General features: G+C 54.1%; 21 protein-coding genes. All 21 read right to left on the reverse strand.

Features of this window, described 5'->3' with window-relative positions; translation table 11 throughout:
- Window positions 1-962, reverse strand: a 962-nt coding sequence (locus L691_RS0122865) for a baseplate J/gp47 family protein (protein WP_025692618.1), incomplete at its 3' end; no start/stop codon positions are given.
- Window positions 952-1,317 carry a DUF2634 domain-containing protein gene (locus L691_RS0122870; protein ID WP_025692619.1) on the reverse strand — a complete coding sequence of 122 codons (366 nt, stop codon included), beginning with the start codon at window positions 1,315-1,317 and terminating at the stop codon, window positions 952-954. The genes L691_RS0122865 and L691_RS0122870, both read right to left, overlap by 11 nt.
- Window positions 1,305-1,694, reverse strand: coding sequence for a Gp138 family membrane-puncturing spike protein (locus L691_RS29875; protein ID WP_025692620.1), 390 nt, complete (start codon window positions 1,692-1,694; stop codon window positions 1,305-1,307). The genes L691_RS0122870 and L691_RS29875 overlap by 13 nt, the downstream gene beginning before the upstream one ends.
- Window positions 1,691-2,488 carry a phage protein gene (locus L691_RS0122880; RefSeq protein ID WP_025692621.1) on the reverse strand — a complete coding sequence of 266 codons (798 nt, stop codon included), beginning with the start codon at window positions 2,486-2,488 and terminating at the stop codon, window positions 1,691-1,693. The genes L691_RS29875 and L691_RS0122880 overlap by 4 nt, the downstream gene beginning before the upstream one ends.
- On the reverse strand, window positions 2,478-2,807 hold the full coding sequence (locus L691_RS0122885) for a phage baseplate plug family protein (protein ID WP_025692622.1): 330 nt from the start codon (window positions 2,805-2,807) through the stop codon (window positions 2,478-2,480). The genes L691_RS0122880 and L691_RS0122885 overlap by 11 nt, the downstream gene beginning before the upstream one ends.
- A 9-nt stretch (window positions 2,808-2,816) precedes the next feature.
- Window positions 2,817-3,395: a phage baseplate protein gene (locus tag L691_RS0122890; protein WP_025692623.1), complete on the reverse strand. Its 579-nt coding sequence runs from the start codon at window positions 3,393-3,395 to the stop codon at window positions 2,817-2,819.
- On the reverse strand, window positions 3,395-6,013 hold the full coding sequence (locus L691_RS0122895; protein ID WP_025692624.1) for a phage tail tape measure protein: 2,619 nt from the start codon (window positions 6,011-6,013) through the stop codon (window positions 3,395-3,397). The genes L691_RS0122890 and L691_RS0122895 overlap by 1 nt, the downstream gene beginning before the upstream one ends.
- Before the next feature lie 48 nt (window positions 6,014-6,061).
- Window positions 6,062-6,253, reverse strand: a complete 192-nt coding sequence (locus L691_RS0122900; RefSeq protein WP_025692625.1) for a hypothetical protein — start codon at window positions 6,251-6,253, stop codon at window positions 6,062-6,064.
- Window positions 6,234-6,527 (reverse strand): hypothetical protein, encoded by a 294-nt coding sequence (locus tag L691_RS0122905; RefSeq protein ID WP_025692626.1) that lies wholly within the window; start codon window positions 6,525-6,527, stop codon window positions 6,234-6,236. The genes L691_RS0122900 and L691_RS0122905 overlap by 20 nt, the downstream gene beginning before the upstream one ends.
- Window positions 6,528-6,560: 33 nt before the next feature.
- Entirely contained in the window at window positions 6,561-6,959 is a 399-nt protein-coding gene (locus L691_RS0122910) for a phage structural protein (protein ID WP_025692627.1), read from the reverse strand.
- Between the two features lie 14 nt (window positions 6,960-6,973).
- A complete protein-coding gene (locus L691_RS0122915) occupies window positions 6,974-7,996 on the reverse strand; it encodes a DUF3383 family protein (protein WP_025692628.1) in 1,023 nt (340 codons plus the stop codon).
- Between the two features lie 5 nt (window positions 7,997-8,001).
- Window positions 8,002-8,481: a phage neck terminator protein gene (locus tag L691_RS0122920; protein ID WP_025692629.1), complete on the reverse strand. Its 480-nt coding sequence runs from the start codon at window positions 8,479-8,481 to the stop codon at window positions 8,002-8,004.
- Window positions 8,459-8,815: a hypothetical protein gene (locus L691_RS0122925; protein WP_025692630.1), complete on the reverse strand. Its 357-nt coding sequence runs from the start codon at window positions 8,813-8,815 to the stop codon at window positions 8,459-8,461. Before L691_RS0122925 ends, L691_RS0122920 begins: the two co-directional genes overlap by 23 nt.
- 2 nt (window positions 8,816-8,817) lie before the next feature.
- The gene (locus L691_RS0122930; protein WP_025692631.1) at window positions 8,818-9,294 is read right to left on the reverse strand and encodes a hypothetical protein; all 477 of its coding nucleotides are present in this window, start codon (window positions 9,292-9,294) and stop codon (window positions 8,818-8,820) included.
- Window positions 9,291-9,833, reverse strand: coding sequence for a head-tail connector protein (locus L691_RS0122935; protein ID WP_051459438.1), 543 nt, complete (start codon window positions 9,831-9,833; stop codon window positions 9,291-9,293). Before L691_RS0122935 ends, L691_RS0122930 begins: the two co-directional genes overlap by 4 nt.
- Before the next feature lie 11 nt (window positions 9,834-9,844).
- Window positions 9,845-10,273 (reverse strand): hypothetical protein, encoded by a 429-nt coding sequence (locus L691_RS0122940; protein WP_025692633.1) that lies wholly within the window; start codon window positions 10,271-10,273, stop codon window positions 9,845-9,847.
- Window positions 10,274-10,324: 51 nt separating this feature from the next.
- On the reverse strand, window positions 10,325-11,575 hold the full coding sequence (locus tag L691_RS0122945; protein ID WP_198023097.1) for a phage major capsid protein: 1,251 nt from the start codon (window positions 11,573-11,575) through the stop codon (window positions 10,325-10,327).
- A gap of 2 nt (window positions 11,576-11,577) precedes the next feature.
- Window positions 11,578-12,387, reverse strand: coding sequence for a head maturation protease, ClpP-related (locus L691_RS0122950; protein ID WP_025692635.1), 810 nt, complete (start codon window positions 12,385-12,387; stop codon window positions 11,578-11,580).
- On the reverse strand, window positions 12,388-13,662 hold the full coding sequence (locus tag L691_RS0122955; protein WP_025692636.1) for a phage portal protein: 1,275 nt from the start codon (window positions 13,660-13,662) through the stop codon (window positions 12,388-12,390). It lies immediately after the preceding gene.
- A gap of 14 nt (window positions 13,663-13,676) precedes the next feature.
- Window positions 13,677-15,242, reverse strand: coding sequence for a terminase large subunit (locus L691_RS0122960; RefSeq protein ID WP_025692637.1), 1,566 nt, complete (start codon window positions 15,240-15,242; stop codon window positions 13,677-13,679).
- The gene (locus L691_RS30855) at window positions 15,232-15,765 is read right to left on the reverse strand and encodes a hypothetical protein (protein WP_025692638.1); all 534 of its coding nucleotides are present in this window, start codon (window positions 15,763-15,765) and stop codon (window positions 15,232-15,234) included. The genes L691_RS0122960 and L691_RS30855 overlap by 11 nt, the downstream gene beginning before the upstream one ends.
- Window positions 15,766-15,952 lie beyond the last annotated feature (187 nt).

The following is a 15,952-nucleotide window of genomic DNA, read 5'->3' on the forward strand; positions in this document are numbered from 1 at the left end:
TCGGAGCCGCCGACATACCGGATTAGCGCTGACTGCACTTGGGCGTCGCCGTCCGCCGGGTATTCGTCCCCTTTAGTGATATCAACCACAATCCTTATACCAACCTCGGCTGCCCGCGAAAACTTAACTGTATGCTGCTCGCCGCCTAAATCCTCCACGGTCATCGTAATATCGCCGTACGCCTCGATGCCGGCCGACTTGGTCGCGAAAATCGTTTTTGCGATCTCCTGATCATCTCCGCCCAACACATAGGCTTGAAACGACGTCGGCGGACGCCCGGCGCTATCCATCACCTTGCTTGTATTTTCGATTACAGCTGCCGCCCGGACTCCGTCTAGCCGTAGCAGAGTGCCGCGCAGGGCATCCACACTCGCCGCCCCGCCGCCGGCGGTAGATTGTTCAAAACGACTTCGGAACTCTGCGTCCGTCTCTTTTTCCCGGCCTCCGGTGACTGCGGCGGCATTGGTAACTGCTGTCACGTTCGGGTTTGGGTTTACGATTACGGTGATTGTACCAGCTGCTACATTACTTCCGGACCCGGATTCCAGCGCTTCGATGGCGACCGTGCCCGCGCCACCTGTCAGCACGACATCCGCCGTCGTCTGGTAAGTCAATCCGGACTCTGTCGCCGACCTGAATCCCGCCTCTACCGTGTAACCATCCGTCCCGGTTAAGGTAACTTCCCCTGTTGCTCGCCGTTCCAGCGCCCGGCTGATGCCAACCTGCGGGCCAAGGCGGTCCAGATTATTTCCGGTAGCCGTACCAATATACCCGCTGTTGTAGATGTCCTCGGCTAAGCTCCAGAGGATGGACAAGAACCAGGCGAATATCCGGAGAATAATGCCGAGCGGTGACCGGACAGAGGTATTAACGGTGTCTCCGAACGCTTCCTTGGCTTTGTCCTCCATCGCGGCCAGCAGGTCGTCAAAGCGCATGCGTTTAAAGCCTGTGCTATCCAACAACGGTTTCCACCCCCTCCACCGTTATTATGTCGCCATTGACGCCAGTTGCCGCGATGGTCGCGGTAAACGTCCGGTTCGCCCGGTCGAAGACCACCTCAACATTGTCCACCGTCTGAATTCGCGGCTCCTGGAACATGCCTTCGGTCAGTTCGTCCCGGACATCTTCTTCCGCTACTCCTTTGCCGGTGATCCGGCTGAAATCAATGCCGAAATCAAGGTCCAAGAACCATTCGCCTTTATTTGTACCCATTGCCATCCGGCAGCTCTGTGCGATTTCTTCCGGCCCTGAGACCAACTGCAGCTCGCCGCCAACGAATACCAAATCACCGGAAGCATCCACTTTTAAAGACAACATGGCATCAGCCCCACAATCACCGCATCATTCCGGCTGTGTCGCCGGGCTGTATCTGGTGCGGCCACCTGGCCGGATAGCGTGTTTTGAATCTCCGCGTCACAGCAGACCACAAGAACCGTATCACCGACGTGCAGGGCTGGGCGCAGAACCGTCTCCGCGCCGCCGATCAGCACCCGCAGGCCGGTCACCGGGACGTCCAGCAGCGGCGCCGGGGCCTCGTCTCCTGTCTGGACGAGCGGCTGAACATCAGCCACCAGTGTCGTCGGATCAAATTTCAGCACCTTGCAAGTCATGGCGACATCAAGATTTTCCGCTTGCCGCCCGCTATGAGCGGATAAGAGTTTGCCGAGCGCTGCGGCCGCGCTTGATTTGCTCACATAATCGCCTCCACTTCCGTAACGAAATCACCTGTATTCGAAAACTTGTGCGTCCCGCTCCGTACGTGCAGCTGGCCTGACCACTCCCGGCAGGTCAGTTTTATAACCGAAGCCGTCGTGATCCGGCGCTGTAACTGCGCGGATAGGTTGTACCCTTTGTGGCCGTCCTGTTCAAAGTATTCCGGACTCCCAATCAGCCCAGTATCCGGGTTAAGCTCAAAAACGGAGTCGGCGCCGATCCGGAGCGGGCGGACATACAATTTGCCCTGGTTAATGTAAACCGTCGTGCCGCAGTCCTTCGCGACCTCGGCGACAATATCAGTGACCTTGCCTTTTGCGCTGTACCCGCTCTTGTAGCGGTAATCCTTGGCGAGCTGCATCTGCGCCACCGGCAGGCCGATCATTCCGGCCAGCTGCTTAATGACGGCGCTGGCAAGCGTCCCCTTAGCGAAGGCGATCTCCTTTTTGATCTCCCGGGCGGACAGGTCCTCACTGTCCAGAACATTAATCGTTGTGATCTTGTCCACCCCGTCCCATTTGGTTCGGACCGCCGATATGCGGCCGTGTAGGATGGTCCCGACATCGCCTTTATATCCAGCGTTGACCATCAGCACACCGTTTTTGACAATCTTGTTGATGGTCGTCTGAGCTAGGTTCCAGATCCGGATTTCTGACTCGTTCGGAAGGGCGTCACTGTCAAAGGGGATGGTTCCTTCCATCGTGTACTTTGCCAACGAAAATGACATGTTGGCCGTCATCACCTCGGCGACCCGGCCGAAATTTTTAAGTGCCATCGTCTTCATCCTCTTCCACGATATATAAAAACACGCTGGTACCCAGCGTGTTCCAGGTTACTTCCGCGCTTTGTTCTGACTCATCCCAAGGGACCAAAGGTAACTTCGGGAATCGGCTATCCCACACATCCACGAATAGCGATTGCCCATAGATCAGCTTTTCGCCCACAACCAACGTATTACCGTCGGCATCCTCCAAGTCCAAGCTGAAGAAATCACACTCGGCATTGTAGTGGATTTCGATGGTAAATAACTCATCGGCAATCGTAATATCGAAGCGATACGGGATGCTGTCCTTGTCTATCTCGATGTAATCCATCGACCCACCTCACAGTAGATTTCCGGTACCCCATTTGCTACCGGGCTTGATTGGGGCGCGCTGCGGCTTGTTTATTACGCTGCTGGCAGCACTGGCCTTAGAGCTTGTCTTGCTCTTTTTGGGTTTGGGTTTAGGTTTGTGTTTGGACTTTGGCTTGGATTTGGACTTGTTTTTTTTCTGCTGCGTTCCTTTGTTATCTACCGCAGCCGCTTGCGACTTTACCGGGGCTGGCAGCCGCGAAACGTATGACGATGTAGCGATACGGACCTCTCGCAAATCCAGTGTAAAGGTCATGCCATTCGCAATTGTATAATCGCGGCTGGTGCTGAATGTCGTAATAACCCCGGTAAAAGCAGTACGGCCAATATATTTCACGATTTTCCCTTTATCTTTGGCAGCGATAATATACGCTTCGGTCTTTGCCGCATTGGTCCCGACGATCCGGCCTGACAGTGAAAGCGTGCGGGCGCCAGCCTGGACGTGATCAACCAGATTGACGCCCTTTTCTACCGGATTTTCCGTAACGGTAACCGGATAATCTGGGGACTCTGACTCAACCGTGATATACTTGCCATCGATCTTAGCCATTACGCACCTTCCAATCCGGAACTGCGCAGAACCGATTCAATAATGTTCAGTACCTCATCGTGAATCGTTGCTCGAAGACTGGAGACCGTCTTACTGTCGGCGTTGCCCTGTACCGTGATACTAATGACCGGGCTGACCGTTGTTTGTCCGCCGCCGGAAGATGTGCGCGCCGGAGCAGATTCGGGAGTATATGCCTTGTTTTCATCCGCTGTCAGGACACGTTCGCCTTTATGTAGTTCGGCAATGTATCCGTCCCAAGGTACGTAAGGCAGGCCCTTTGCAAAGCTGCCGTTAACAACAGTTCCGCCAAGAACAGCATCAGGCGCAACCGACACATTCGCGGATGCTTTGAAGCCGAAAGCTCCCTTAACCTTTTTCGTAAAATCTATGCCCATCTGTTCAACTTTAGAAACAAGTGAAGACGCCATGGACCCGACACCATCAATCAAACCCTGAATGATATTCCGCCCGATCTCAAATAGATTGATTCCGGACAGAAATCCCTTCACCTTGCCCCACATATCAGATACCGCAGTATACATCCGCGTGCCCGCAGACTTAACACTGCTCACGATGCTATTCCAAATCCCCTTGATTTTGTTCCAGACTTGGGTCATGAGGCTGGCCGTGGTGGATCTCACTTTGTTCCAGGCGCCCGTCACCGCGCTCCAAACGCTAGATGCCGCACTGGACACGGTACTTTTAATGCCTGACCACACGGATTTCAGCCATGTCCACACCGCCGTAAACACCGCAACGGTCACCGCCTTGACTTTATCCCAGTTCCTGATAATCAAGCCCACAGCCAAACCAACCGGCCCTCCTATGACGGCTAGGAATATAAATCCCCAACGCTTCAAGAAGCCTGTCACCGCGTTAAAGGCTGTGACGAACGCCCTGGGGACAGTAACCTTGAAAAAATTGAGTACAGCCATGGTTGCCGACTTGATGCCCGACCACATTCCATCCACGAATGCCCGGAACTTATCGGATTTTTTATACGCAATCACCAGTGCCACGCCCAACCCGATCAGCGCCGATACAATGAGGCCGATGACATTGGCCTTGGTCGCCAAGTTGAATAATTTCTGGGCAATGGTCGCCCGCTTGGTCCACAGCGTTTGCAGTTTGGTTACGACGGCCCAGGCTTTGGTAGCGACGGTAATGGCGGTCATCGTCACCTTAAACGTCGCGACGGCAGCAGCAATTCCGGTGATCGTCGGTAAAAAACCTTCCCACTCATAAAATTGATTGGCGACGCCGCCTACGCTCGTACCAATCGACTGAATTTGCGGCCACAATTGGACGGCTGCCGTCACCAATTTTTCCCCAATCATCACGGCCACCGGTTGAATCGCCGTCCACAATTCCCGAGCTTTGTCAGCCAATTGGCTGAGCGCCTGACCCGCAAAAGACCCGAACTGCTGAAGATATGGCAAGGCCACCTGTATCCAACTGCCTACCTTATTGATCGCCGCACCCAACCCATCACCGACCGCGTTGCCAAACGCGGTAATCTGAGGTTGGTGCGACGTAATCCATTGCCCAAATCGGTCTAAATACGGCAGCAGTTTTTCGCCGAGCGGAATTAAGAACCCAACCTCCACTTGTCGGCCGAGGAAGCTGAAGACCTGGCCGATGGAGGTGAATTTAGTCGCGTTGAGCTTACCCATGGAGTCCCTTGTCATATCGAATTGGCTGCGAACAGTACCCATAGCGGTGATAACGCCTGCCTGCAGGTCCTCGAATTGCGTACCGAATAAATCCGTAGCAATTTGGTTCTGTCTCATCGGGTCCTTCACGTTCTTGATTCCTTGGACAACCTGAGTAAACGCCTGCTGCGCTGCTGGCCCGCCTCTCGCGAACGTGGCTACCATCTTTTGGGCATCAAATCCAAGCATTTTGAACCCTTCAAGCGTCGCCTTGTTCGTAATATCCCGCGCCCTCAGGTTGAACTCCTTCACGGCATCGCCGACTTTATCTAAATTGAATGCGCCGGAAGCTGATCCAGCTGCCAGTGTGTCAAACATCTGATTCGCATTAAATCCCAGGCTCACGAACTGATTGGAGTATTCATTCAGGGAGTCCAACATTTCGCCGCTGAAGTCGAGCCCATTCTGTTTGCCTTGGGCGATAAGGTTGAACGCTTGATCCGATGTGACGCCGAAGTTCTTCATCATCGTGTCAACGGTCCGAATGGATTCCGGAACCTCGATGCCAAAAGTATTCCTCAAAGCTAAGGCGTTCTTCGTGGCCCCCTCCAAGGCCCCGCCTGTCATACCGGTGATTTGCTTCACGCTCGCTATAGACTGACCCAAATCGTCCCACGATTCGCCGTAATTGGCCGCATACAGGTCCTTGGCAATGCCTTTCGTCTCCTCCATCTGCTGCGCGGTCATGCCAGTTGCATTCTGGATTTGGTTCATTGCCGATTCATACTTTCCAGCTGCATTTAAAGCTGCTACCCCTATGCCAACCGCCGCCGCACCCAGCGCCGCGCCCATGCCGACTACGCCTTTGGTCAGCATTTTGACCTTGCCGTCAGCTTGGTCTATCCCTTTGCTGTTAAACTTGAAACCGACCGCATACATCAAGGAATCAATAATCCCGCCGGCCATATTCCCTCCTTTCCGGACAGCAAAAAACGACGCCCGGGAAGGGCGCCGCTATTTCTTGTCCTTATTCGCTTTTTTCATTTGTTCGATGTGGATATCCAGCGCGGCATTCGCCTCAGCGATATCGTCATCATCCATTTCCATCAGGTCCCGATAGGTGATTCCCATATCAGACAGCAGCAACCGCCACTGGTTCCAACGCTCTGTCGCCCGGCGACGGGCCTCAGCCCTCGTCAGCGTCATCTTCCGATTCCTCTTCAGAGTCGGTAATGAAGGCGAATGCCTTGCCTACGACTTCGCCCAGCTCTTTATATGACTCAAAATCGTCGATGGTCATTTTTGGATCGACTACAACATGGGCCAGCATTTCGATTGCCATCTTTTCATCAGATGGAATCCCGTGTTTATTTTTAATCCGGTCCGTGATTTTGGTCACGTTACGAACTCCCGGATGCTGCAAGATGTATTCCTTGCCGGATTTGGTTGTGATCGTCTTCTTTGTAAAGGTTGCTGCCATGGTTTATTTTCCCCTTTCGGTAATTAGATTAGATTAGTTCATCGCCAGGTCAAGACACTGGAATTCGTATTCGCGTTCCCCGGCCTCGCTGCCATACTCCCGGTCCGCCGGCTTTTTGAGAAATGCCTGCGTCGCCGTGTTGGTCTCCTTCGGAGTGCCGTTATAAACGACGGATACCGGAACCAGCGTGCCGCCGTTTGCCAACTTGTCCAAAAAGGAACACTGCGGACTGGAGATTTGCAGCGTAACCGTAATGGTTCCGAGTGGATTATTTACCTTTGACCGCACAACGTCGCCCTGAGCGCCAACCGAAACTGACCAATTTTCTTCATCCTTTGCCACCGTTACTAAATCCTCGCCAAATCCAGTAAGGTAAACACCACCGACAATGACGGCGATGTCTTTTGCATCATACGTTTTTACTTCTGCCACGATTTATCGCCTCCTTACGCAAATGTGATGGTGCCTTGGATGGCCGCCGAGTGGATCGCACCCGCCAAGACGAACGAGAACTTACCGTCCGGATACGTCCGAGCCGCAATATTGGCCGGGTCCACTTCGGACCGACGTGGAAAGGTCGTGGTAAACATCGGTAGTCCGTCATCGTCCGTCGCAATCATGCCATTGTTAAACGCCCGCTGAAGCACAGTCCGCACCTGGCCCTCGATCATGGCAATGCCGGTATTGTCAAACGGCACCTTTTGGCGTTGATCTTGTACAGATCCGAATAGCGTCTGAACAGCATTTTGGATCGAAAATACGACGTAATCCTGGCTATGAACCAGATCAATGAAGGAACCGGATACTGTCTCGCCCTCACTGGTGACATTGCGTCCGGCCTTGGTCACATACGTATTGGCACCTCCTGCATGTATAGCCGCTAACTCCGTAGCCGTCAGGTCCAGAGGGTCGATGCCGACGAGCGTCCAGTCCTTCCAGGTCACCGACCCCACAGGCAGGCTTCCAACCGCGCCAACCCAAGCGGCATCCGGATAGTTGGCGATGTCCTCATGATAAATGACAGCCGTTCGTTCGTACTTCTTAGCCTTGATCGTGGCAAGGTCCGCCTGCGTAGCAGATCGGGCGATGTATTGCCGGGACTTGTCCGCTTCAATGATGTCTGCTACGGCGATAATATCCGCCGCCGCCGCGCTCGTCTGAATTAGGAAATGCCAATCCTTCAGCAGCATCGACGCCATAAAGTCTTCGACCGTATCCGGTGTCGCCCCCGTCTTGCGCTGGGCGACGGCGATTTCTGCCGGCGGATTCTTCTGGGCGAATAAAGATTTTGCGGCTTTGTACTCTTCGGTGCTGGCCGCGTAGTCTGCCGCCACGCCAGCCAAGTCCGAATAAGATTTGTATTCCTTGCCAGCCGCCGATGTCCCAATAATCAAGGGCTTACCAAAGCCCAGGATCGGCGTCGGTGTCTGGACCGATATTGTAACGGTAACGTCACTGAGTCCTGCCAAAATAATCACTCCTTTGTAATTGGTGCTGTTTCAATCCAAGTTAGAGGCGACTCAACGATGTCTAACGCTCGGAAATCAATGTCAAAACCCTGCCGACGTTCCCATTCTTCACCTATGTTTATATCACGGTTCTGCACCTCTCCGACCCGGATCACGACGATATCCAGTGTGTCCCGCAGCAGTTCCGCTCCGGCCACCTTAAACCAGTCCTGCGCCTTCATAGCGTTCTCGACGCTGTCGTCAACCGAATCGGCATAAGAAAGGACGGAAGCGGTAAAGGTCACGGTCTTACTGCGGATAACCTTGTCAGCCTCCTGGGTGATGATTGGCCGCCCGTCGTCCGTATCTCCGAAATCGCTGAAGTTGTACGTCAGAAATGAACCTTTCGGCATGTCCCCGCCGTCGTTAAGTGGGATCACTGTGACACCAGCCGCCGCCTTGAGCCCACGGGCGATTGTCAATCTAATTTGCCTGTACGGGAGCATTGGCGACCACCTTCCGGAGTAAATATGGGGTTACGTCGGAATAAGGGCGCTCTGTCGTCTCGTCTACCTTGTACTGCACGCCGGATACCTCGACAAGATCACCCGTGGAGTGCTTGGCCGTCGTGTACAACATGCGGTCTGTCTCCGTGTACACGCCACCTTCGGTCGCCCGGAGGCGGGCGCTGACAGGCTGAATGCTTCCCCGGTGCGTCACCCGCTCCGGAGTCGCCGGTATCCAATCGCCGTCATCGTTACGAATTCCTCCAGCCATCCGGACGACATCATATGGTTGCTCGTATTTACGCAAGATTCCAGCAAAGCCAAATCTCCGCATCGTTATTCACTCCTTGGTACAACGTCATAGGTCAGCGAGTCGCGCAGATCCTCGTCCCGCTGCAGCAGCTTGTTCGGGCCGCGCTTGATCCGGGCATACCGGGCCGAGAGCGGGGGCTGCCGGATGCGGTCAAAGTTTTTGACCATACGGTCGAGCCCTGTTTCGCCGATTTCTTGCATCAGCTCGTCCACCCGCTTGCGGCCTCTGGCGATCTCTCCGACACTGGCGCGGACCAGCTTGCCAATGGGAGTCTGGCCTTTTCGCTTGCCAGAACCAATAAAGGAACGGGCTGGGATGTTCATTTTGACCGAACCGTATTCATGGACACCTGCGATCATCGCCAGTTCAGCATCGCCCTGCATGCCGATACGGACCTTTTGCTGCATCAGCGGCCGCAGCCGGGCTGCGAGCTCGGTCAAAATATCCTCCCCGGTTACTTCTATTCCGGCGCGCCGGCTGCGCGTTCGCTTCCGGCTCATAGGTTAATGTTCCGGTACGGACCGACAAGGGCCCGCACGGCCACCGGCATCTTTCCGTCATCCTGGGCATAGGTGACGGATAAATCTCCCACCCGCTCCGCTATGACGCCCGGCTCCCGCTGCATCTGCTGAATCATCAGAATACATCCGTACTCGATATCAGCCGGCAGCGTTGCCGGAACATCGTTTGTTGCATCCACCGGTAAGATGTATCCCGCCGTGTAGACTACAGATACCGGCTTTGTGCTCGACCATCCCGGCTTAATGATCATGCCACGGTCTTTCTCAATGGTGTAATCTTCAAGGCTGGTATCTCCATTAATCGAGACCACTGATTCTATCGGGTAGTTTCTGAGTAGCACATACTCGCGCTGCTCAGGTTTGACGGTTTCTGTATACTCTAACCGGCCGAATGATCGGTTGCAGTGCGTCTCGATGGCGGCGCTAGCTGCCGGAATCAATAGGTTAAGGATATCGTCGTCGGCCGGATCAGCCCGGAGCATTGTCCGGGCCCGCTCTACTGTGGTCAGCATTGTCATAGTCCACTTCCTTACGACGCCGCTGGTCTGTACGCGACATCTTCAACGAGTTCAGCAGCGAGCAGCGTTGCGGCGTTACTGGCCGCATAAGACAATCCTACGAATTTACCTTGCGGAATCGTGGCTGGATCAATGCAAAAATCCACGACAGAACTGCCGGTCGCCCCGGATACCGTGGCCGCTTTTCCGTCGGTTTGACGGACGCCGTTAATGTAAATCGGTACATTAACTGGGTAATCAACGGCATTCGTACCGGTTGCATTGTCTGCGAATCGCAATGTAAGCGTAAGGTCTGCGGCATTCCCCTTAGTGACGATAGCTCGATAGGTTTGCCCCATCACACCAGGCGTTGGGGATAAATATGCCTGAGCCGCTGTTCCGGTGGGTTGAGCGGCCAGCAGTACGCGAGACCGGAAACGTTCAACCAATTTAGTAATCATGAATATACCTCCTAAGTGGAAAAATGGTAGCCGCCCAAAGGCGGCGCAGAACTAGGATCGAGTAGCCAATGTGACGAACGGGCTACGCTGATTAGCCGAATTCTTGATTGTCAGCTTTTTGCTCACCTTCGGCATGCCGTTGGCGCGGAAGATGAAGCGGAAGCAGTTTTCGGCCGTGAGAAACTGCACATGGATTGATGTCGCTGCATCTACGCCGCCTTTATAGGCGAGCATATATTGCGAGAAGTCAACAAAGTTGATATCGCCCTGGGAACCGAGCTGCGAGCAGTGATCGCACTCGACGATGGCGCGGCCGCGCAACGAATCAAGCTGCCCTGTTTGAGTTGCGGGCAGGTATACCGGAACGCCGCCAGTCCCTACCGGGAAGGAAAGGAAGTCGAGTTGTTCGTGCGCATCCGGATGCATCAACCAAACACCCTTAGATTTGTCGCGGGCGCGATTGTACATCTTTGAAAGATTCTGCCAAAGGATCGTCCCCGCTTCTTGCCCGGTTTCCTTGGCGACAGCCACAAGGGCAGGGCTGCTCAGAATGCCGAGCGGCTTGCCGACTCCATCCCCTGTGCAAATCGCACTCTCAAGCGTGCGTGTAATCGCCGTTTCAAACGCCCGCGTGTACAGTGTATCAACGAAGCTGGAGTCACTGTCGAGTTCATAGGTGGCGTAAGCGAAGCCCATCAGTTTTTCGAGCTTCAGCTCCTTCTCCTTCAGCGATGGTTGAGACTTGGCGACCGTTGCGGCTTCCGCTGCCCAATAAACGCGCACTCCGCCGAAAACAGAGGTGCTTACATCTTCCTCCTCGATGTCAACCCACTTCACAGCGTTCGAACCATCCTTCACTTCGTAACGGTCCACCCGTGGCAGGATGTCACCGGCCATTGCCGCCGATTCCATCATCAATCCGGCAAAGTCGGTTTGTACAGCGAATCCGCCATCAGAGCCGACGGCCACGTTACCGCCCATGGCATTATGAACCGTCCGGAGATTGTCCGAAACTTGACCCTGAGCGGCGAGCTTAATATCCCGAAGCTGCTCAGTCAGATTCTTGTAAGGCTTCGGAAGAGGCTCATTAATCGCCTCGATAACCGGCTTGTTTACCGGCGCTTTGTCCTTCGCTTCACGATTAGCCAGGTTCTGCAGACGCTCGATCTGCTTCTCGTTGGAGTCATATTCTTTCTCCATATCATCGAAGCGGGTTGCTTCTTCGTCCGTCAGCGTCGCCTTGTCCGCCAGAGCCCGCATTTCAATAAGCAACGCGCTCTGTCTTGCTAGCAATTTTTCCAAATTCATCGTGTGTACCTCCCGTGTACATGTACTTTTTCGCGCAATGAGACGCGCTGTTGTATAGTGAGCATCCGGCTGTTAGCCGGAGAATCTCCTGTCTGTTCGGGCGTTGGTGCTGCTCCATTCGTAGTCTGAAGCTTCTGCCATTGCTCAAAGAACCGCTGCATGGCAGTATTCGCGCTGTTGACAATTGCCAGGCGGCTAAACGAATAGGAGTTCTGCACGGGCTCCTCGTCGGGGACAACCTGCGCGTACAGCATGCCGTCGGCAAATCCGTCGGCCATCGCTTTCCGCGCACTCATCCATGTTTCTTCATCCATTAACCGAGATATTTTGTTTCGGCTAAGGCTTGTCTTCGTCTGATATGCGTTGATGATGGTTTCCTTCACCTCATCCAGAACGTCAGCCGTATGACGCATGTCCTTCGCTTCTCCGGATGCGCTCGACCATGGATTGTGAATCATCAAGATGCTGGCCGGGCTCATGAGCACTTCGTCAGCCGCCATGGCGATAACAGATGCCGCAGATACGGCTTTTCCGTCGATCTTGGCCGTGACCTTACCTTTGTGCTCTTTCATGGCGTTGTAGATGCCGGCAGCCGCGAAGACATCGCCGCCCCAGCTATCAATCCAGACCGTGATGTTTTTGCCCTTATGCTCCGCCAAGGCTTCGCGAAAAGCATTCGGCGTCGCAGCTGGTATCCCAAACCACTCGTAAATCCAAGCGTCGTCATCGCTGACGATTTCGCCCTCTATGCGCAGCTCGACATCCTGATCCGGTTCGGCTGCATTTTTGAATGACCAAAACGGCATTTAGGCAGCTCCTTTCTCGGCGAATAGCGCCTTGATTTCTTCAAATATGGCTTTTGCCTGCACGGTTGCTTCTGCTGTCTTGCCCGCTTCGACCATATTCGTAGGCTCCAAATATCGGTCGCCGTTCGGTATGGGTGGCATATTCTCCAGGCGCCGTATGTCATTGACGCTGAGCCAGCCCCATTGCCGGCCGATAGCGTAGGATTCGGCGCGGCTCTTTGCGTCCCCGCGCAGGAGTGCATCAATCTTAAATTCCACATAAAAACCGGCCATTCGTTCGGCCGGCGTGAGCAGTTGCATATTCATGTTTTCTTCGATGCGTTTGAACCATGGCAGCATCGTATACATCACAAATTCCAGCGATTGGTGCTCGATGTTCGAGAACGTCGCGTTATCCAAGTGCTGGATAAGATGCAACGGCACCCGGTAGATCCGGGCGATATCTTGGAGCTGGAACTTCTTGTTTTCGATCAACTGCGCGTCCATCGGCGTCATTACGAAGGGTTGAAACTTGCCGCCGCTCTCCAAAATCATCGGGGTGCCAGTCCTCTTCATCCCCTGGTAGTTCTTCTTCATTTCTTCCTTGAAACGTATGAATGCCGTGTCCGACATCTCGCCTTCGAAAGTAAAGGCTCCTGAGGGAAATGCCCCGTTCTTGTATAGGTTGACGCCAAACTGCTCGTATGATTGGCCTAGCTGGATCGCAGCCGAAGCATATGTGAGCGGAGAAACTCCGATCACACCGTCCAGGCTGAGGCCCGGGATGTGCAGCGCCGTGTCCCGCGTGAGTGTCTTCGCGACATTTCGAGACGACGAACCGATTTTATAAATCAGCCGCAATGTTTCCGGATCGCGGTCGACCGTGACCTTTTGGCAAGGATACGGGTAGAGCCCGACCAAGCTCCCCCTTCGGTCGACCAGCTTTTCGCTGACCGAATTACCGCCTGTATTCAGCGACATCATCATCTGTTCCTTGAAGTTGAACGGGCTCATTTCTTCGTTCGGCCTATTATGCAAGATGTCGAACACTCCGAGGTCATTCCGACTTTCGCGCCCGCCATCCTCTTTTTTTCGGTATAGTTGGATGGGCACGCTGGCCGCTGTTTCGGCCAATACCCGGAGGCATGCGAACACGGCAGTATATTTCATGGCTGTGGCTGTGCTGATGTTTCCCTGAAGCGGTACCCTCACCTCGTCCTCGCCTATCAAGAACCTCTGGTAAGCTGCGTCGAAATCGTTAGAAAAAAGCAGCTTCATCCGCTGCAGTATATTCAATGGATCACCTCCCCTCATCCGTCTATCAGGCTCCGCATACCGCGACGTTCATAGACTGAACCGGTCTCAGCGCCTTCAAACAGCATTGCGGTAGCCATAGCATTTATCATGGCGACTGTTACGTCGATCCGGTCTTTAGACTTGTTCTTCATAGGCTTGATGTTCTCGTTGCCATCCACGGCCACGACGACATTCCCCCAGCACCAGCGGGCCAAAGGATTGGCCTCATGCGTGAGCTTACCGGTCTTCATGAGCTGTTCAATAGTCTTCATAGCCGGAGACATATGTTTCATGTTCTGCGGAATCTCCACAACCTCCATGCCCGCACGCATCAAGCGCTGGGTTAACATGCGGCTGTTCCACGGGTCCGTTCCGAGTGACGGAACCTGATACTGCTTGTTAGCTGCCAGCAGGCGAGCCTCGACAAATTCATAATCAACCGTATTGCCGGGCGTAGCATACAGATACTTTTGATTCACCCAGCGATCATAAGGCACGCCGTCACGCTGCACGCGTTCCCGCATATTGTCTTCCGGAATCCAGGCATCAAAAATAGCCCGCCAATCTGACAGGCCCTCTTGTGGCGGGAATAGGTAGCAGACTCCCGTAATGTCGGTGGTGCTGGAAAGGTCAAGGCCGGGATAGCATCGTTTGCCGACCAATTCGGAAAGATCCCATTTGCCCGTCGTTTGGTCCCATAAGGTGAGCGGCTGCCAGCCGATGCGTTTCAGACTGACCCATTGGTTCAGTCTTAGCCATCGAAACAGCCGTTCCGCCGCCTCGCTGTTACGTGCGGCGAGCGCTTCCTGTCGAACAGATTCTAGGCTGATGGTGTGCCCAAGCGAGGGGTTCGCCGCGTGCCAGGTCGCTTCGTCAAAGATGTCCGCATCATCCGGAGCACCGTATATCTTGACGTACCAGTGAGGGTCGTTCAGCTCGCCCTCCAGCACCTTACGCGCATATTCATGCTGCTCCCATCCAATGGAGTTACGGTCTGGATCATCCCCAGCTGTCGTGATTACCCACCAGATCGGTTCTTTCCGGGCCGCGCCAGCGCCGAAGGTCATGACATCCCACAGGTTGCGGTTAGGCTGCGCGTGCAGCTCGTCGAAAATAACGACGGTCGGGTTGATTCCGTGCTTCGTGTAGGCTTCGGCGGATAAGACGCGCATGGTCGTGCCGGTCAGCAAGTTCTTGATTTCCTTGCGGCTATCCAGTACCTTCAGTACACCCTCGAATTCTGGCTCCTGTTCGATCATCCCACAGGCCGCCTTATAGACCAATTCAGCTTGCCCACGATCAGCCGCGCAACAATAAATCTGTCCGCCTGGACCATCGCAGACCAAATGATAAAGGCCGATGCCGCCGATCATGGATGTCTTCCCGTTCTTTTTCGGGACTTCGAGATAAGCGAAACGGTATTGCCGGTATCCATCTGGCCTTACGGTTCCATAAACGTCCCATAGAACATCATACTGCCAATCCAGCAGCATAAAAGGCTGACCATAAAAGTCATCGACCGCGTAGAGCATCTGAATAAATTCAATCGGTTCAAGCGCCCGCTGCTTATCATGTGCCATGTCCGCCGCCCGCTCTCCGGTTCATAAACTGAGCCATCGCGGATTGCTTGGCCGGTCCTTCCGGCTGCTTCGGTATCGCCTTGATTCGGCCGGTCGGGTTGAGGAAAAGCCGGTCTTCCAGCTTCATAAGCATTTCTCGGGTCTTCATGACCTTATCAGTTACACCAGCAATTGATTCGTAAATCCGGATGCGATCCTCGGCCTCTTCGACCTCATCGATATCCATCCGCATCCGATCCATCATCTTAGCGAGCGCCTGTTCCTGGCTGACCAGCATGCAGTACCGATTGATGACCTGCTCGTCCAGGCCATCCACATATTGTATTTTCTTGTATAGCTTCTTCAGCCAAAGAAAAACGCGGTGCGCCTCCGGATCTCCCTTCACGGCGGGCGACTCTTTGAAGGTCGTTCCGGTGTACAGCGACTTCTCTGCTTTCTCCCGATGCTCAAGCTCGCGCTTGGTTCGGTGACTCTTCCCCTCCAGCTTAATCAGTTGGGTTGGTTTGCTTGGTCTTCCCGCCATGGTGATCACCCCCTAAAAAATTTTCATTTTGGGAAAAAAATTCGCGTTAATGGGGGCTGCGGTCTCCTATAAATCCAAATTTTAGAGATTTTACCCCCCTACCCCCTGATATCGTTGCCGAACCCTCCGTCCTCTCTGACTGTCTTCTCGCCATGGTGCGAAGCGCAAAGCGGCTGCCAGGTTGATC

It is taken from the genome of Paenibacillus zanthoxyli JH29, from assembly GCF_000520715.1.
Classification (GTDB): Bacteria; Bacillota; Bacilli; order Paenibacillales; family Paenibacillaceae; genus Paenibacillus_AQ; species Paenibacillus_AQ zanthoxyli.